We start from the raw sequence: 18,837 nt of genomic DNA on the forward strand, positions 1-18,837 counted from the left end.
ACATTATATTTTAAAGCTGGCCAATATTGGTTTGACCTAATATTATTTTGTTTCCTATTTCTTCCGTCTCATCATTGTCACAATCGTGTAATCTTCCGGAGTGATAAATGGTGTGCATTTTGTTCATACAGAGTACGAGTGCATTGACTGTCTTGCGATATTTCTTCAGCTTCGCTTTGCTGTCAATTTTGGTATCGCAGTGTAATTTTTTGAGGAATTCTTTGTATTTCTTCTGAATCTGAAGCATATCATTTTCTTCGTCAGGAACTAGTCCTTTAGGCTGTCCGATCCAGCAAATTTTTGCCAAGACATGTGCCGGAAGTTCTTCTCTAATAAGTTGCTCCGCAAATCGTCTGAAGGATATGTTACCGAAGCGATACGTCCAACCAGGGAGAATTATTGTCACCCGAAAGGAATAAGGATCGATTGGGCTACATGTTTCGCAATTTTCATCCAAGCAGCTAGGCATAAAATCTTCAGGGGAAGCATCTGGTAGAAAATCTCCATCGTTATCGAATTGTTCCAGATTCATTGTATCCGGTCGCAGCAAGATATGTTCTATCATATACATGCCTTCGTCTGCACTCAATTCTCTAATAAGTTTGATTAATTCATCTCTGGCTGCTTCAGATTTTTCCTTAGTACTGGTGTAAGCAATTCTTCTTGCTACAATCCTGTCTTCATCATTTTCGTCTGTGATGTCGGGATTGGTAAGATTAAAATAAGTTTTAGTGCCTTTTTTCGTTTTTTTAAGATCGTAATTTTCAGGATTGCGGGCTAGGTGATACGCCAAATATAATTCTTCGTATGCCGCAGTAAGAGTATGGTAATGTTTACTAGAGGACAATAGAATCTTATTTTCACCCTTAATTCTCCACCGATATTCTACCAGATCATCATCGTCTTTTTCTTCATATACTTCCAGAAATCCTGAAACAAGATCTCTTCGACTAAAATCCTGTATCCCTAAAAGTTTGGAGATTCTCTTTTCAACACCTGAAACATTTTTTGTGTCCCAAATGCCATCGTCTCCTTCGGTTTGTAGAGGATGACAATAGTTAAATCCCATCCCTCTTTCGCAACCAATTTGTTTGTAATTATATAAAAAGTCAAGTTTAGTTCGTAAAATATCATCGTTGGTAGAAGTGCTATCGCCATAGACAGTTTTCATAATAAAAACATAATCTGAAAAACGTTCGGAAAACCTTCCGAGGAGATGATCTAATAAAATGTTTCTTCTTTCGTAGAAAATGGTATCACCCGTATTATCTCCTTTCACCTCATTCATGATATTGATGAGATTATCTTCATAAGCTAATGGATTTCCTACTATGTTGTCGAAATCTTTAATATCTTCAACACCCTGCGAATAAAAGGTTTGCTTGGCTTTTAATTCTTCCGAAGCTGTTAATACTACATTATCTAAATACAGTTTCTTCAGACTTTCATCTACAGAAAGTAAATCCTTCACTTTAGCTAAATGCTGAAAATAATTGGCTAGAATCTGATCAAAAAACAATAAATACCCTTTTAATTGATTCGCCTTTGCCTTTCTTGAAACACTCGCATTTCCCGGTAGCCCAATTTCTGAAATTCCATAAGTATCAGGGAAATCGTTTTGCATAGTGGTATTATTGCCGGCATCTGAATACTCACCTTGCGGCATAGCAACATCCTGGGTAGTTACAGCAAGTTGTTTTGCTTTTTCCTCGGCCTTCAATTGATCCATAAAAGCTTGTACTTTAGCCACGTTAACTCCTATAGGTAATAAGCCTTTAGAGAACTTGAAAATACTTTTATCGCAGCGAACAGGTTTATGCCATTCCTTTACACAGATATTCCAGTGTCCTTCCAGACCTAGTTTTCCATCACAATTGCCAATTGAAATATCCTTAACGATATTCACTCCTTCAATGTTCATTATAAGCTGGATGATATCCGACAAGCGTATTTCTTTACGTAAATCTGCTTCACTGAGCTCTTTTCTATCAATAAATCCACCTTTGGGGTCTTCAAAAGAAGTACAATCACCACTTATAGGAATCGGACCCTCAAAAATTTGATCGGTCGTATAGCCTTTATCAAACATTTGCTGAAGGGAATAGAAATTCACGGATGGGGAGAAATAATGATCGATTGCTCTATAAATAAGTGCTTGAATATATTCCTCATCAGCTCCCGGATGCAAGTCGATGTAGGCACAGACAGCGATAGGATGTTCTTCAACGACAGTAACATTTACTAAATCTTCACAAAGGCTTCTGTTGTTGTGATATACGTTTCTAACTACATTTAAAATTGCATCAGGATCTTCAACATCTTCCTCCAGATCAATGATGATGTCGTTAAGACCTTTAAGTACGAATGGAGTCAAATTTCTTTCAGCTTCGGTAAATGGAGTATAAGAAAATTGCGCAGGATGTGTGTCACAATTAATGTGAACTAATTGTTCATGGGCTTTAATCCATGAATTTTTCACCCCTTTTATATGGCTGAATAGACTCCGGTAATCTAAGGCTGTAACAGCTTTCGAAGGCAAAATATTTATAGCCGATAGAAACTGTTCGTGCATCTTTGAAAGGTTGTTTTCATCCGAAGCCAATAAATTTTCAATGGGCATATCAATACGTTGCGATAGATCTGTTATCGCATATGCGAGCATCTCGAGAATAGTAACACCTGGGTCATGCACATTATAATCGGTCCAGATATCGCTTCCAATTTTTTCAATATACTCGAGACCCGTATTCCGAAGAAAATCGTAATCCAAACCGTCCTTGGAGGCTACATTTTTTAATATGGTGACTACTTCTTTCATGGATTTCTACTTAAACTACTGTTGGTAATACAACACATCCTTGATCTGCTGTAATTGGGGTCACTCCGTGTTCACTATACTTTACTGATGTGAGAATTACTTTGGCATTGGCAGGCACCACCTTATTTACCGGCGAAAAAATTGACGCGCCAGTTGCTGTTTTCCCACTTTGTTGATGCAATTGGAAGTCGGTGATATAATCTACATATCCCAATTCTTCAATATAATTTATAACCGTGCTTTCATGTAAGGTGACACCAAATGTGATTTCTGCCGATTCTTCAAAAGCCCAGGGTGATAGTAATTTTGCAATGTCTTTTTGAAGCTGTTTGCTGTAAAAATTTTCATCCATTCCCAGATAAAACTTCGCGCTAAGTGTGACTTTCACTTCCTGATAAACAGGATTAATTATTTTAGCCACAACATGTAAAGTGTTTAGCAGGTTGATAAAACTTTCTATTTCATTCCGTTTGGCCTTACTTATACGAGGTTTGTATGCATCGTAGACGTTCTTGTTAACTATATTCGGTATAACAACTACGGTGACCTCTCCCGGAGCTAAGAATGAATTCGTAGTGGTATGATTTATACATTTTACTTTAAAAACATCCGGAAACTGTTGCAAAACGAGATGCTCATAATCCCAAATGGTAATCGCTCTTTGCTTGTGGCGTAAACGCTCACTAACTCGACGATAGAACTCAGCATCTGTTTCTTTGTTTTTTCCATCGAATGAATTGAAAGGCTGTTCTATTCCTTTGATCTGTGCGAGTCGGTTTGATAACTTTGCAATGGTTTTTGCAGGTAAACCAAATTCCAAATGGCTGAGGTCGTTATTATTATTGTCAAACTGGGCCAAAACTGCCTGTGCCTTTATATCGATTAATTGACTAACAGTATCATAATCTTTCGGGTTGTAAATCTGTAACCAAACTAATCCGGAGGGTAATTTGGTGTTGTTATTGGTCGCTTCCTTCGGAATAGAGAGTCGTATGATTCCCGATTTTAGGAAATTATCTGTTTCATTTGAAACGATGAAATTTTGATTGAGTGATAACCATTCATTATTACAAAGGATAGACCATTCTAGTTTTTCATCTGGTCCAAATTCGTTTGGCGTTTCAGGGTTTTCACTGCCTTCCAATGCCTGAATCAACAACGCGACTTGTTGCAAGTTTTCAGCATTTTCCATGCCGATATAAAGCGATCCTTGATTGTAGGTAGGAAGCAGTTTTAAAACGCGATCTGCATTTTTTAAAACCGATTCTTTTTTCAACTCTAAAGATTCTTCAGAAACACCAAAGGGATGCTCGTGGAATAATGTTACTTCCTTTTCTTTATGATTCGCAGTAGCTTTGTATGTAATCGATATCGATTCGATTTGCGGACTATACGGTTCATTTGGGATTAGAGTGTTGGTAGTATCTTCCTTAGACAATGCAACAGAAAATATCTTCGGAAACATGTCGTGTAAGAAAGAATGATTTAGTATAACTTTTATAAATCCTTTTTTAACTGCCGCGCTAAATTTTTGAGTTGGTCTTCCGAAGTTAGGGGCACTTATACTCGTGATACTTCTTCCAATGATTTCTCCTTTACCTATAATTCCAATTTTCCGTGTACTTACATCCTGAAAACCCTTAGATGTCTTTTCTTCTTTAATACTGAATTGTGTAGTTGGAACGATATCCCATCCACCTTCATTGAAAAGATTATAAGAATTGATATCCTGCCAAACCCCGTTGTGGAGCACTTTTAAGTCAATCTTAAAATAATCATCATTTTCAACGATTCTGGTCAGTCCAGTTTCTCCTCCAATAGATCCATTAGAATCGACAGTGAGTGTGTATCTAGCTTTTCCAATGTTTGCTGCAAATTGGCTACGATAGGCGGTATAGGTACTTCTGAGATCTGGTTTGTCCTTCCAGCTGAGATCGATATTTATATCAGTCCAATCCTTATTAAGTGCCTCCGGTAAGCCAATAAAGAAATTTGAGCCATCAACTGGTTGCGGTCCGAAGGGATAGAATGGTTTGGAAGCATCGAGTACACCCAGATCATTTTCAACATCAATATCTTGTATGCCTTCAACCTCTATATCGATGGTTACATTTTTTACAGTAGTGGCGGAAAATATTTTCTGAAAAAGATAACCGTTAGTGTTTTTGCTGTCATTCTTAATTAAGAATCGGGCAACAGCATCGGTAGTGTTATAAGGCTCTAGCAAGACTTCGGAATTATATGCAACTACCGGATCGTCCCCTTCGTTGAGTGAAACAACCAATGTCAATTTCGAATTTGAAATGCTACATTCTGGAGTGAGGATAGTTCCTTCTATCCATTCTTTCTCTCCGCTGAAGAATACATTAATTGCTTTGTCAATTTCTGAAATTTTAATTTTTTGCGAAGTGAAAGTGCTAAGGTCAAAAGTGAAAATCACTATCCTTTTGCCTTCATTCATGAGTAAAACGGGTGATGCAATTCCAAAGCCTGTTCTTGCGAAAGGTAGATTAGGATATTGTTCTGAAACCGTTATTGCCGGATCTTTTGAAGGATATCCAAAAGGCCACCAATGCGTTTCATCTTCCGGGAAATCGGCGCCCAAACCATCGAATGAATTTGCAACAATTGCGTTTTTTATTCCAACGCCATCTTGATGCAACACATTCCGAAGCGAAACAACTTGCGTTTTATTTACAATAAGCTCATTCTTGGTTTCGTAAGTTCGTTTTAATCCTAAAGCATCTTTCCCGGCATTTAGTTCTGTGCCTAGCTCTACTCGAACTTCTGTTGCTTTTTTTGCTAGTTCAAAGAGAATATGAACTTTATCTTCTACCGCCTCATTGTTTTGAAGTTGCAATACTCTTTTATAATAAAAATCGAGATGCTTTTTAGTTAAGCCATTTAGTTGTTCTTGCGAAAATGAGGTCAGTTTTAAGAAGGCAGCAAACAGGGTTAAATGCGATTTTATATCACTTTTAATTTCTTCGGAAGAGACTTCAGAAGAACCGAGTTGTTCCAGTTTTTGAACGAATTGTTGTATTTCAGGTTCAGCAATAAAAAACTCCTCCCAATCTCCTGAAATGGCATTGGTTTCAGTCTCGAAATAATTAATTTCCTTAGAAAACTTTAATGCAAAGCGCATCCAATCTTCAGTATTCAAATCATGAAGTTGCACACTAGCAGGATCCAACGCGCTCACATATCGTTCACTTTGTGAAGTACCGTTTCGCTGTAATAGCAGGTCGTTATGTTCGCATTTTTCGCTCATTTACAAATTTTTAAACATTAGTGCCTTCTTCTTTGTAGAAAGGATACACCAGGTTATGTCTGGCATTTGTGATTCTAATGCGGTAGTTAACGACAATCAATAATTCGCCGTTTAACGCATTTGTTTCGTCAATTTCAATCTCATCAGCATCTATGCGTGGTTCGTAATAAAGGATTGCATTTTTAATGAGTTCCTTTACATAAGTTTTTAAAGTAAGGTCGAGTGATTCAAAGAGTAATTCGTCTAAATTGCAACCATATTTTGGCAGCATCACTCGTTCTCCTAGTCGTGTTGCAAGTAATATTTCCAGGCTTCGCTTAATATCTTCTTCATCTGAAGTCATTATTACCGCCTTCGCATTTTTGCGAAATTCGGGTGGAAAACTCCAGCCAGTTCCTAAAAAACTTGTTTTTGAATTCATAATTATCCTCCAATTAATACAGTTGGTAAACCAAGTACGATCGTCCCACCATGGGCTGTACTATCACCCATTCTCGCAGCGGGCATACCAGCAATCAAAACACTTGCTGAGCCTGTGATAATACTATCTGGCGGACCAGTACATACTGCCATATCGCCGACCTTTGCAGCAGGTAAGCCACCAATTAATACGGTTGGTTCGCCTGGTGGTAAGATTGGACCTCCAACATGGGGTACGGTTCCAGTTACTAATGGACAAACGTGCATATCATTTATTCGTGCTGCTGCTGGCATATCTTTTTATTGTCAATTATTTATGTTTAATTATCAATGCTTAATTTATTTGAACAAGTGAACCTTTCAAAACGGCTACAGCACTGGTGGATAGTTCTGCTCCAGCACTGCCTTCTGCTTTGAATTGTGCATTCGCTTTTGCACTTACATTAAGACCTTCTAGATTTAAATCTCCGGTCGCCTTAATATTAATATCACCGGCACTTTCCATGCTAATTCCTGAACTGTCCATCACCACTTTATTCGAGTTTTCATCTTCGATGGTAATGGTTCCTGCATCTTCGTCCATTATAATCTTCTTACCACCTGGTGTTTCCAGGCTTACAGATTTCTTATCATCATTGAAAATAAATTTCATTTCACTCCTTGTCACAAATCCTTTTTCATGATTGTCGTCTGAAGCTGTTAGTGGAGCAGGTTTTGCGCTACTATGTAGCATTCCAAGAATCACTGCATGGTTTGGGTCGTCATTAATAAAACCAATTATCACCTCATCTTCTATTTCAGGAAGAAAGAAGGAGCCTCTGTTTTCGCCAGCATCCAATGTTGCGATCCTAGCCCAGATACCTTGTTCTTCATTATTTATAATAGGAATTTGCACTAAAATGCGATCTTCCCCTTCAGGGTCGTCTTCCAATTGAGAAACCACTCCTATATGTAAACCATTGATGGCAGGTAGAAGTCCAGAGGCTAAGGGCTGATTTATATCGTAAGTTTCACTAAACCACTTAGGGTTCATTCCAAATTCTGCATCGACGGTCCAATTGCCATCTGTAATTTGATGACGAATAGCACTGATGAATACTTTTCCATTAAAGCGATCACCAACTCCTTCTAATTTTAGAGTCGTTCCGGGTTTTACTTCGGAAATGCCTTGGAATTTAACTCTACCTCGCGTTTTTGCCATTTGCTGAAATAATGCTTTCGAATCACTCCAGTCCTGCAATTGTGAGGCATTATAATTACCTCCATGCTTTAACTGAAGATTATCTAGTCCCATTACCGCGGCCAAATCGGAAGCCGATATATTTCCATTCAAAGGCAGATTTGGATTAGTAGCTTCTGCTTCTACGATTTCCTGATCGGTGGGATTCCAACCATAAGATGTGATGGTGTCAAACTGATTTCTGGCGTCCATTTCTGCGTCAAAATCTAAAAGCGTGGCTCCAAAAGCAACTGTTTCAATCTCCTCTTGTGTATGATCGGGTTTTGCGATTGTTATTTTGCCGTCATCTATCGTACATATTTTGCCATTGGCTTGCGCTCTTGTCATGATGAAATCCCAATCGGATGCCTGATACTGCACCATCTCTTTATTAGTGAAAGATGTAGCTTCTACATCAGATTCCAGCCCGTATTTATCAATGATTTCTTCCATAATGTCGCTATCGGTACTTTCATAGAAGTAGGCACTTTTACGTCCTATAGTCAACTTAACCGCCTCATCCCGACATTCAATTAATAAAATGGAAGTATTCTCTCTAATTTTTATATGTTGTTTAATTATGATGCCTTTAAAAATGGTAGCTTCATCACTATGATATCCTGTCTTGATCTCAATTTTATTGCCTGGAATAAGCAGATCCTCATTGCTAAGTTTAAAATCCTGCGAAGATGCTTCTCCATCGTAAAAGGCAATTTGCGCGAACGGGATTCGGTTTACCTCTTTTTCAACAGCGATATTTTTTACACGATAAACCGAAGGAATTTCTGTCCCATCAATTAGAATTTTGAAGGTGACAAGATCCGCACTTCGAGGAGTCGCTATTGTTCTACTGTTATTCATTTATGAAACTTTTTCAATTGGCGGAAAAATAATTTCCTGACCGGTTTTTAATTTTCTAAAATTTGAAATGTTATTTGCTTTGGCAACCTGCAGATAATACTTAGAATCGCCGTATATTCTGAAGGTCATTAGAGGCAAACTATCACCTTCTTGCACAGTTCGAATGTGAGTAAGATCTGGGGAACTGTTATTCTCTTTAGCAACTCTAAGGTCATCTTCAACCGATCCTTTAAAATTTGTTTTTGCAATAGCTCGAAGTGGTGTCCCATCGGGAGCAAACAACTTAAACTCGATCGACATATCGGCCAATACGCCTTTAAATAGGAGGGAACCCCAACCTATCATCACGTAATTTGGTTTATGCTGCTCCCCATTGTAATCGAACACAATTCGTTTAAATTTTTCGATCTCCCCAATTATTCCATCACCCAACGGATTTTTAAGTCCTTTCATTACTCCGGTGTGGTCGAATAGAAATTCCAACGAGAGATCTTGTGGCAAGGACCGAATGAATTTTGGCTGTGTTGCACTGGTTCCTATTCCCTGCGCTTCACTATATTCTACTTTGTAATTAAAGGCATAGTTCTCCGGGTTGAGAAGCGAGGTAAATTTACCGTCTGCTATCAGCTCGTTAAACGTATCATCCTTATAGGCTTTGATCGTTAGTTTTTTTAGAAGACCGGTGTTCATTTATCGTTCGTTTTTTCTGGTTTCAATTTGCATCATTTGTTCTACGCACATTCTTATAACCTTATCGGTCATCTGTCCTGGCTCCTTAGTTGAAGTAGCATTGGTTTGCTGATTATCATCCACATTTATTTTAATGTGTAATTCTTTTATTTCGATAGGCATATCAAATAATTCTAAAGTAGTTATACGCTAATTCTATTGTTTCTATGGAGACTTTACTCTCTTCGGCGTTGAAATCTTCTACGCTCCATTTAACAGGATATGCATGTACAACATTCCAAGTTAGTAGCGGTTCATGCTTCTCGTTAAGTAGTTTTACCGTGAGATCGATTGGCAGAAACTGAAAACCTTCAATTGCTGCCCTGCACCATGCTATGAGAACTGAATCTTTTAATAATCCACGTTTTAAAACAAGATTAGGATAGGTTGTTCTCACAGGAAATTTATGCTTAAACCTATTTTCTCCACCCTCCGCAAATTCTTCTGTTTCCAGATCTACTGAAAGCCCAGAAACAGATTGAAACTGTACATCGTTTTCCTGAGTTGTAATTCCGAGGAATTCAACTTTAAAATGAAAACTGACAGGTGGATAATAGGTACTCATTAATCGCCGTTTTGGATGATTAATCCTTCATGTGCAATTTCAAGACTTTCGATTGCAGTTTCATTACCATCACCTTTTAGATCTGTGGATTGCACTTTTACTGGAAAAGCATTTTTAATTTTCCAAACAATCACGGGTTCGTGTTCTTCATTGAGCAATTTTATAGTTACATCCCGGCGTTCAATGGTGTTTAATTTGACAGTATTCCACCATTGGAAAAATTCATTATCATTTTTAAAAGTCCCACGTTTTAGTGTGACATTGCTGTATTTCTGCATCCCCGGCATTTTAATTTTGCTGTATTCAGGACTTGCACCGTGTCTGTATTCGATCAATTCGGTTTCTACATCCAGTCCGGAAACTTCAGTAAAACCTATATTTGTTCCAGCCCAGTCTACTGAGAAATGGAACTTTACTAATGGATATGATTCGGCCATTTTTAGTGTATTTAAATGTTAATAGTTTTATTAATAGTGTGTTGTTTATTCGACTACTTCAGAAGTAGAAAGACTAACAATTCTAAATTTTTTCAGAATTAAGCTTCCTGCATTTTATGAGAGAATTTCAGCACAATAAATTCCGCAGGACGTACTACTGCCATTCCTATCTCAACATTCATAATTCCATTGAGAATATCATCTGATGTCATTGTTTCACCGAGACCAACACGAACATAAAATGCTTGTTCGGGTTTTGCGCCGGCTAAAGCTCCTGCACGCCATTGAAGCGTTAGAAAATTTTCGATCATTGCCCGAATTTTAACCCAGGTATTGGCGTCATTAGATTCGAATACAAATGGCTCACTGGCTTTCATTACAGATTCTTCAACCATATTAAAAAAGCGTCGAACAGAAATATATTTCCACTCGTTATCGTTTCCTGCTAATGTTCTTGCCCCCCAAACAATTATTCCTTTTCCTGTAAAAGATCGAATAGCATTTATGGATTTACCCGAGATATGAATATTGAGATCTTTTTGGTCATCATGTGTGATTTTTTGAGTTGGCTCATAACAACTACTAACGGACTCGTTTGCTGGAGCTTTCCAAACACCTCGATTGCTGTCTACTCTGGCATAAATTCCTGCTATCGCGCTACTCGGTGCCAGGACGACTGTTTTTTTCTCGATCTCTAGTTTTAATAAATTAAACATTACTAAATCGAAAGCTACATGCACACTGTCTGTCAAATCTTCGAGAGTTGCTGTATCGTATAAACCAGTTGTGACTGTTGCCGTTTGGTCGGTTACATTATGGCTAATTACGATATCTGCATCGTCATATAAATAGTTAAATACGGTCTTAAGATAAGGGTGATAGGATGCGCCGTACTTCAATAGATCTTTACCGTTGCCTAAGGTATTGCTGGCTCTAAGGGTTGCGCTATCATCATTATGCATATCAATAATCGTGAATCGATCCCCTAACTTCTGACTTTGCATTAGGGCGCGATTCATGAGTGAATAGTAATTACCTACATTGGTCATGTTTTTGGCATCAGGAAAAACCAAAAGCGTTGGCTCATCATATGCCTCAACGGCGTTTAAGCCATTTGTTAAATCTGTTAAGGTTAAGTTACCCCCTCCAGTCACGAAATCATTGGCTGAAATAATATAACATGGGCCACCACCATTATCAAAATACATTCTCATTGCATAGTACATAACATAAGGACTAGTTGAAGCAATGGCTACGCTTATAACTCTTTTAAGAACAGTAGAAGGATCTCCACTATTTATGGTGTCCTCAATTGATACCGTAATAGCACTTTCATTTTCCGCCTTTCCAAAATAGTTTTCATACTCTAACAGCGAAGAAATTCTGGTGGGTATTCGAGTAGGTGTTAGTAAGTTGACTCCATTTTTCTCAGCCTTTTCTGTGTAGCCAATAAAAGCAGGAATAGCTGTTTCTACCTGCGCTACTGAGGGTGGAAAATTTGATATTTCCTCCACATAGACTCCTGGTGTTTTGTACGTTGTTGCCATAATTTAAAGTTTAATTTTTATATAAATATTTCTGAAATAGTTTCTGTTATGTTTCCGTTTATGTCTTTAACAAAGAGCAGTCGGTTAGGAACTGCCGAAGGCAACTTTTTATCATCAAATTCCAGTTCCGGGTTTATGATAATGCCGTTTTTTACTAATGGATGTGTCGATGGAGTTGCATATATGAAGCTTCCGTCCTTGGCGTTATTATAGACCCAATTGGTATGTCTGTTTAGAAATTGAATTTTAAATGTTTTTGGGGTGTTTTTCAAGCTACCGTCAACGTTTATTATATTTTGACTAGGTTCGTCAGCATTCATTTTAAGAGTGATGACTCCCAGTAATTTTTGTTTTTCTATAGGTGTGAGGTTAGAATCAATTATGTCGAAAGTGTCTTGTTCTATTGAATAATCTTTAATGGCTGTAGTTAGTGGAAGTTGATCCAAATCGATGGGTTTATAGTTGTTATCGTTAGGGTTAATTTTAGTATTGGCAAAGTGGAAAGGAATTAATGGATTTCCGGGCACTGTAGAGTAGTTTTCGAAGAGCGCATCCTTTGCGTAGATTAAAAAAGTAAAAGTGTCATTTTGATTTAATTGAATAAAGGGATTGAAAGTATCTGGGGCAGTTTTTTCAGCTTTGGTTGAAACCACAAAGCCTTTTGCTGTTTTCTTCATAATAATTTTCTGACCAATAAATTTTGTAAGGGTTTTTTCAGAAGGGATAATTGTTATGAAATCATCCAAGAAATACTTATTTAACTGTTCTAACTTCAATTCAGGAGAATCATCGAATAGTAGGTCACCATCATCTAAAAAGTAATGATGATAAATATTTACTTCAAAAAGTACTTTATATGTTATTGTAAAACTCATGAATTTGTATCTTGAAGTATTCCTGAAATTTCTGTAATCGCTTTTCCTTTGTCGTTGATAATGTCTCTTTCAATTTTGACCAGACTCACTTTAAACATTACACTAGGCAGAGATTTTCCTCCAAGAGTGCCCCATATATAATTAAGTTGTTCGAATGTGGGTGTATAGAGCTCGGCGGTAAATCTGAATTCTTTTAAATAATCAAGAGTTACAGAAGTAGTTTCACTTAGTGGTGTGTTGGTCTGTGTAAATATTTTCTTAGACTGAAAATATGCGATAATATGTGATATCGCTATAAGACATTTGGTGTAGCTGGTGTAATTGGCCGAAAATTGAATGTAAATATTTAGGTTCACGGGATTATTCTTGTAAACGGTTTCACCATTTTTGATTTTAATATTCAGATTGTTCTTTAATGATATTTCTTCCTCAATATTCAAGAGAGTTAGTACGACCTTATCCTTCATTGTAGTAATACTTTGGTCGTCTACTTTGGAAACATTTTCGAGCACAACCTGATTGTCGTCCAGGTCTTCGTCGGTAAATTTTGTGTTGAGATAGGCGGAAATTTCATCCTTTATGATCTCAAGTGTTTCGTAAATCATTGCTGTGAGGTTGAATAAATTTGCTGTTAGTTGTGTAAAAGCTTGTCAAAGCTAAATTTATTTAAACACCTGTACAAGAGGTTTTTACCGAATAAAACAAAGTGTTTTACATTATTTTTGTAAGGGGAAAAACTTGTTTTTAAATAGGGGGAAAACCCTGTTTTTTGACGGCTTTTACCTTTTTGTCAGTTTTGAAAGAAAGAAAACAGTTCATTTTGTTTATTTTCGAGACTCCATTAACCAAACAAATAAAAAATCATGAGTAAACCAACCAAATGCATTAGTGTTACAGAAGGAAAAGAATTACAAGCAAGCTGGGTAACTAGCCGTGCAGCGACTTTAAAAACCTTAATTGGAGGTGATGACTCCCGAGAAGTATTCTGGAGTGTAGATGAGTTACAGGAATTTTTAGATTATGTAAAAGAAATGTCAGCCTCACAAGGAATTATTAATCCTGGAGTTCGAGTTTATTTTGCTGCTCATAATACTGATTCGAACAATAAGGCAACTGTTATCTTGGCACCTACTAACGGAAATTCTAGTGCTTCAAATAACAATTATAATATTGATCCTTTAAATGGAGGAGTAACAGGATGGCCACCGAACAATTATTAAAAATTGGAACTAGCAGTTGTTCTAAAACATATCGTTCCTATTTTGTCAATGGAATTAATGGCGGCGATTGCCGGCAGTTACTATATTAGAAAGGTTCCTTCATTAATAATCACGAAATATTTCGTTTATCTTCTCTGGGTCACTTTTTTCATTGAAATATTTAGCTTGTATGCTGTTATAGGATACTACTCAGACTATCGCTATTTTTCCTTTGTTGAAAATACAAATTTCAGCAATAATTATTGGGTCTATAATATCTTCTTTATCCTGAGTTTTGCCTTCTATATCTATTTTTTCAGATTTTTTATAAAAGGGAATATGATTCGACAAATATTAAAATATGCCATTGTTGCATATATTATTTTAGGTTTTATCTATTTAGTTTTCTCTGACGTATTTTTTAAAGGGACTTCTCATTTTACAAGTATAACAGGAACCTTACTATTACTATCTACAATTTTTATTTTTTATTTCGAACTGCTTCGTAGTGATGTATTATTGAACTTAAAACGGTTTCTTCCGATCTACATTTCGGTTGGCGCGCTGATATTTCATTTATGCGTTACACCATTGGATATTTTCTCTGAATATTTTCAATCTGAAAATCGCTCTTACGTACAATTAAGAATCAAGGTATTACTTTATGGTAATATCTTTCTATATTCGACTTATATTTTAGGATTCATTATATGCTCAAGAAGGAAGAAATCTTATTAATTATTTATTTTATTGCAGTAATTCTACTTTTAGTATTATTCGTAGTACTCTTCTTTTTTGCATTCTTAAAACGTAAAAACAGATTTATATTAGAACGATGGGAAGCAGAACAAGAATTTGATAAGGAAATTGAAAAGTCTAAGTTTGAAATTCAGGAACAGACCTTTAAAAATATTGCTTGGGAATTACATGATAACATCGGACAACTACTGTCGGTGGTTAATATTCAACTAAATATGCTGGGTCATAATACGCCGGAGAAATTTCATCCTCAAATAGACGAAACAAAAGATGTAGTTAAAGACGCCGTTCAAGAGATCCGGACATTATCTAAAATCTTGAATAATGATGTGATTTTGAAGAATGGATTAGTAACCTCTGTTAATTTGGAATTAGAGCGTTTCAATAAATTAAACTTTTTAAAAGCCGAACTTTTAGTAAAGGGTGTGTCGGTTCCATTAAAAAGTAGTGACGAGATTATCGTTTTCAGAATTTTGCAGGAATTCTTCTCAAATGTCATTAAACATGCGAGAGCAAAGAAATTATTTGTACTTTTAGACTATAAAGCGACGATGCTTGAGATTAAAGTAGAAGATGATGGTGTAGGATTCGATTCTAAACAAAAAACAGATAGTTCAGGTTTAGAAACTATGAGAAGTAGAGCCGAACTTTTAAATGCAAATCTAACCATCACCTCAAGGGTGGGTGAAGGAACATCACTAATGTTAAACTATCCATACAAAAATGAGCAACTCCCCAGGAATTAATGTCGTTATTGTCGATGATCATTTACTTTTCGCTGAGTCGCTGGAAAAACTAATCCACTCGTTTACTGGCTTCAATGTATTGTATCATGCTAAAAATGGGGTAGATCTTCAAGAGAAAATAAAATCAAATGATATCTTACCTGAAATTATCTTATTAGATATAAATATGCCGGTGATGAATGGTCATGATACCATTATCTGGCTTTCAGAAAACCACCCGAAAATTAAGGTACTCGCCTTATCGATGGAAGATGACGAAGAGGTCATTTTGAAAATGCTTTGTAATGGAGCCAAAGGCTATTTATTAAAGGATATACATCCCGATAAGCTGAAAGAAGCACTTTATGAAGTAAAGGAAAAAGGATACTACCATTCCGATAAAGTTGCCGCTGCTCTATTACACTCTTTAAATAGTGATAATGAGAATGATTCACCTGTGTTTAAAGAAAATGAGATTCGTTTTATGAAGCTCGCATGTAGTGAAATGACCTATAAGGAAATAGCGAGCGTAATGAATCTAAGTCCCAAGACCATCGATGGTTATCGGCAAGAATTGTTTAATAAACTCGAAATTAAGAATAGGGTAGGGCTCGTTTTGTATGCGCTTAAAAATGACATAATGATGCTTTAACTACATGCATTCCAGATTGGATCTTCAGGTGGTGAAGCTACTATTTCTAGAGGCTCTAATTTTACAGGATGTATAAATTGTAATTGCCTCGCATGAAGATGAATACTTCCGTCTTTATTGCTTCGATCAAATCCGTATTTTAAATCACCTTTTATAGGACTCCCAATTGCAGATAGCTGCGAGCGAATTTGATGATGTCTTCCGGTTTCTAGATTCACCTCCAAAAGTGAATAGCGGTCTAACGTCTTAACGATACTATAAGTTAACACGCCTTTTTTGCTCTCCGGAACTTCCTTTATATGAGCATAGGATTTGTTTTGTTTCGGATTTCTTTTTAAAAAATGAATAAGTTTTTCTGAAGGCTTTTCCGGCACATTTTTTACAATTGCCCAATAAGTTTTTTTGGTTTCTCTATTTGCGAAAAGCTTGTTAAGACGACTTAGTGCTTTCGAAGTTTTCGCAAAGACCACAATGCCGCTTGTGGGTCGATCAAGTCGATGGACAACTCCCAGATATACTGCTCCGGGTTTGTTATATTTTTCAGCGATATACTCTTTCACCACCTCCGATAATGGTTTATCACCCGTTTTATCTCCCTGAACAATATCACCGGGTCTCTTATTTATGATAATTAGATGATTATCTTCAAAGAGAACTTGTAAGTTGTTTTTGTTGCTGAGTAGTTTGATGAATAATATTTTAAATGTTGAAAAAAACTAAGGTGGGAAGGTGATTCAAAACTTAGTACTGCTCAGAATCACTTGGAAAATCACCGCTCTTTATATCCTTACTGTACTGACTAAAAGCATTTGTCATTTCGGAATACAAATCGAGATATCTTCTTAAAAACCTTGGATTGAATTCATGGGTCATGCCTATCATATCATGTGTTACTAAGACTTGCCCGTCGACACCATTTCCTGCACCAATACCAATAATGGGAATTGTTAGTTTCTCCGCTATTCGTTTTGCTAGTTTAGCAGGAATTTTTTCGATTACTATTGCAAAACATCCCGCTTTCTCTAAAAGTAACGCGTCTTCAACTAACTTTTCAGCTTCTTCATCTTCTTTTGCACGAACAGTGTATGTCCCAAATTTATATATAGATTGAGGTGTGAGTCCTAAATGTCCCATTACAGGAATTCCGGCATTCAAAATTCGTTTTATAGATTCTTTTATTTCTCTTCCACCTTCCATCTTAACCGCATGTGCTCCACTTTCTTTCATGATTCGTATGGCAGAGCGCAACGCTTCTTTTGGGTCACTTTGATAGCTTCCGAAGGGAAGATCGACAACAACAAGACTTCTCTCTATCGCACGTACTACTGAAGCAGCGTGATATATCATTTGATCCAGAGTAATAGGTAAAGTGGTTTCATGTCCCGCCATTACATTAGAAGCAGAATCACCTACCAGAATAACATCGATACCAGAACCATCAACAATCTTTGCCATGGTGTAGTCGTATGCCGTAAGCATAGAGATCTTTTCACCTCTTTTTTTCATATCGACTAACGTCTTGGTAGTGATGCGTTTATACTCTTTTTTTGCTGTTGACATATTTTTTCTGAAATTGAAATGTAAAAGTACTAATTTTGATACTCATCCTTAAAAAAATATATCATGAAGTTTCTGCCGTTTATAATTTGTATGACCATGTTCTTCAATTGTTTTTCGCAAGACGATTTAAATGAAAATGGGGCAAAACAGATAATTCAAACCTTTTTTGAAGGATTTCACAAAGGAGATACTTTGTTAATGCGCTCTGTGATGGACAGAAATATGAGTTTGCAAACTGCTTTTATTGCCAAGGATGGCTCGAATGTAGTTTCCCAGTCAACAGGTAAAGATTTTCTTACAGCCATCGCCAATAGGCCGGCTGATCAAAAATGGGAAGAAAAGTTACTCAGTTTTAAAGGCTTTAAAGATGGTAATCTTGGATTAGCATGGACAGATTATGAATTCTGGTTAAATGGCAAATTTAGTCACTGTGGTGCAAATTGTTTTACACTTGTAAAAACCGATAACGGTTGGAAAATATTAAATATTATTGATTCCAGAAGAAGACAAGGTTGCAGTCAATAAATTCTGTTCAAACTAGTTCATAGGATATGCTTGAGCAACCTTTGTCGCAATCGAATTCTGATTTCGGAGATAGACAGGTGATTGTTCAAATAAAATTTTTATTTGATTCTCCCAATCGTTGGCTATTTCAAAATAACTTGAGTTAACGACCGACATGATAATTCCACAGTCATCACATACATGAGTATCATATTCTAAGAAGTAATGTCCAAACTCATGAAAAGCTACAACTCTTAGGATTTCAGGATCTAACATTGCTATCCAATTTACCACGATGTTCTCCACATTTTTAAATTCATCTCTTTGCAGCATACCTAAAGTGGATCCGCGCTGCGATGTGTTTAAGTCATCTACAACTGCTATTTTTTTTAATGCAAAAAGTTTATCGTTATATTCGATATTATAGGATTTACACAGTTCAAAGAAATTGTCCAATAAAGGTTTCAATCGACCATCAATATTAACTTGTTGTGCATTGGAAGATGAAGTGCAAATTGTTGCAAGAATCAAAAATAAAAGTAGGGGCTTTTTCATAATGTAGGATTCTAAATTCGGGTAATTACATATGCATTGTTACATTTTAACGATAAATAAACACAGTTTATCGATTAAAATTGCATTTTAAATGTTAAAATTTAAAATATTAAGAAAATTCTTACAAATATAGATATTGTG

19 protein-coding genes are annotated in these 18,837 nt (G+C 36.4%); 4 read left to right on the forward strand and 15 right to left on the reverse strand.

The annotated features are described in order from the left end of the window. Positions 1 to 10: 10 nt before the first annotated feature. From BXY75_RS11010 to BXY75_RS11060, 12 genes are all read right to left on the reverse strand, one after another. On the reverse strand, positions 11 to 2,818 hold the full coding sequence (locus BXY75_RS11010) for a hypothetical protein (protein ID WP_121907802.1): 2,808 nt from the start codon (positions 2,816 to 2,818) through the stop codon (positions 11 to 13). Positions 2,819 to 2,828: 10 nt separating this feature from the next. Beyond that, positions 2,829 to 6,089 (reverse strand): baseplate J/gp47 family protein, encoded by a 3,261-nt coding sequence (locus BXY75_RS11015; RefSeq protein ID WP_121907803.1) that lies wholly within the window; start codon positions 6,087 to 6,089, stop codon positions 2,829 to 2,831. Positions 6,090 to 6,099: 10 nt separating this feature from the next. Then, complete coding sequence (locus tag BXY75_RS11020) at positions 6,100 to 6,510, reverse strand: GPW/gp25 family protein (RefSeq protein WP_121907804.1); 411 nt, start codon at positions 6,508 to 6,510, stop codon at positions 6,100 to 6,102. Positions 6,511 to 6,512: 2 nt separating this feature from the next. Then, positions 6,513 to 6,803 (reverse strand): PAAR domain-containing protein, encoded by a 291-nt coding sequence (locus BXY75_RS11025; protein WP_121907805.1) that lies wholly within the window; start codon positions 6,801 to 6,803, stop codon positions 6,513 to 6,515. 40 nt (positions 6,804 to 6,843) lie between these two features. Next, the gene (vgrG, locus tag BXY75_RS11030; RefSeq protein WP_121907806.1) at positions 6,844 to 8,589 is read right to left on the reverse strand and encodes a type VI secretion system tip protein VgrG; all 1,746 of its coding nucleotides are present in this window, start codon (positions 8,587 to 8,589) and stop codon (positions 6,844 to 6,846) included. After that, positions 8,590 to 9,279, reverse strand: a complete 690-nt coding sequence (locus BXY75_RS11035) for a CIS tube protein (protein ID WP_121907807.1) — start codon at positions 9,277 to 9,279, stop codon at positions 8,590 to 8,592. Next, the gene (locus BXY75_RS17155; RefSeq protein WP_170152882.1) at positions 9,280 to 9,441 is read right to left on the reverse strand and encodes a DUF5908 family protein; all 162 of its coding nucleotides are present in this window, start codon (positions 9,439 to 9,441) and stop codon (positions 9,280 to 9,282) included. Position 9,442: 1 nt separating this feature from the next. After that, positions 9,443 to 9,883: a phage tail protein gene (locus tag BXY75_RS11040; RefSeq protein WP_121907808.1), complete on the reverse strand. Its 441-nt coding sequence runs from the start codon at positions 9,881 to 9,883 to the stop codon at positions 9,443 to 9,445. Continuing rightward, positions 9,883 to 10,320 (reverse strand): phage tail protein, encoded by a 438-nt coding sequence (locus tag BXY75_RS11045; RefSeq protein ID WP_121907809.1) that lies wholly within the window; start codon positions 10,318 to 10,320, stop codon positions 9,883 to 9,885. The genes BXY75_RS11040 and BXY75_RS11045 overlap by 1 nt, the downstream gene beginning before the upstream one ends. 98 nt (positions 10,321 to 10,418) lie before the next feature. Continuing rightward, positions 10,419 to 11,867: a phage tail sheath family protein gene (locus BXY75_RS11050; RefSeq protein ID WP_121907810.1), complete on the reverse strand. Its 1,449-nt coding sequence runs from the start codon at positions 11,865 to 11,867 to the stop codon at positions 10,419 to 10,421. A gap of 17 nt (positions 11,868 to 11,884) precedes the next feature. Then, entirely contained in the window at positions 11,885 to 12,742 is an 858-nt protein-coding gene (locus BXY75_RS11055; RefSeq protein ID WP_121907811.1) for a hypothetical protein, read from the reverse strand. Further along, complete coding sequence (locus BXY75_RS11060) at positions 12,739 to 13,347, reverse strand: DUF4255 domain-containing protein (protein WP_121907812.1); 609 nt, start codon at positions 13,345 to 13,347, stop codon at positions 12,739 to 12,741. The genes BXY75_RS11055 and BXY75_RS11060 overlap by 4 nt, the downstream gene beginning before the upstream one ends. A gap of 258 nt (positions 13,348 to 13,605) precedes the next feature. Here BXY75_RS11060 and BXY75_RS11065 point away from each other — a divergent pair, with 258 nt between their 5' ends. From BXY75_RS11065 to BXY75_RS11080, 3 genes are all read left to right on the forward strand, one after another. Next, complete coding sequence (locus tag BXY75_RS11065; RefSeq protein ID WP_121907813.1) at positions 13,606 to 13,962, forward strand: hypothetical protein; 357 nt, start codon at positions 13,606 to 13,608, stop codon at positions 13,960 to 13,962. Positions 13,963 to 14,651: 689 nt separating this feature from the next. After that, a complete protein-coding gene (locus BXY75_RS11075; RefSeq protein ID WP_121907815.1) occupies positions 14,652 to 15,446 on the forward strand; it encodes a sensor histidine kinase in 795 nt (264 codons plus the stop codon). Next, positions 15,424 to 16,077, forward strand: coding sequence for a response regulator transcription factor (locus BXY75_RS11080; protein WP_121907816.1), 654 nt, complete (start codon positions 15,424 to 15,426; stop codon positions 16,075 to 16,077). The genes BXY75_RS11075 and BXY75_RS11080 overlap by 23 nt, the downstream gene beginning before the upstream one ends. Here the strand turns inward: BXY75_RS11080 and BXY75_RS11085 are convergent. Then, entirely contained in the window at positions 16,074 to 16,766 is a 693-nt protein-coding gene (locus BXY75_RS11085) for an RluA family pseudouridine synthase (protein WP_394347375.1), read from the reverse strand. The genes BXY75_RS11080 and BXY75_RS11085 overlap by 4 nt on opposite strands. Before the next feature lie 52 nt (positions 16,767 to 16,818). Beyond that, positions 16,819 to 17,637, reverse strand: coding sequence for a 3-methyl-2-oxobutanoate hydroxymethyltransferase (gene panB / locus BXY75_RS11090; RefSeq protein WP_121907818.1), 819 nt, complete (start codon positions 17,635 to 17,637; stop codon positions 16,819 to 16,821). 63 nt (positions 17,638 to 17,700) lie between these two features. On the opposite strand from panB, the gene BXY75_RS11095 reads away from it, so the two are divergent. Beyond that, positions 17,701 to 18,162 (forward strand): nuclear transport factor 2 family protein, encoded by a 462-nt coding sequence (locus BXY75_RS11095; protein ID WP_121907819.1) that lies wholly within the window; start codon positions 17,701 to 17,703, stop codon positions 18,160 to 18,162. A gap of 12 nt (positions 18,163 to 18,174) precedes the next feature. Here BXY75_RS11095 and BXY75_RS11100 read toward each other — a convergent pair whose 3' ends face one another. Continuing rightward, entirely contained in the window at positions 18,175 to 18,696 is a 522-nt protein-coding gene (locus tag BXY75_RS11100; RefSeq protein WP_121907820.1) for a hypothetical protein, read from the reverse strand. Positions 18,697 to 18,837 lie beyond the last annotated feature (141 nt).

It is taken from the genome of Ulvibacter antarcticus (assembly GCF_003688405.1).
In the GTDB taxonomy this organism is placed as follows: domain Bacteria; phylum Bacteroidota; class Bacteroidia; order Flavobacteriales; family Flavobacteriaceae; genus Ulvibacter; species Ulvibacter antarcticus.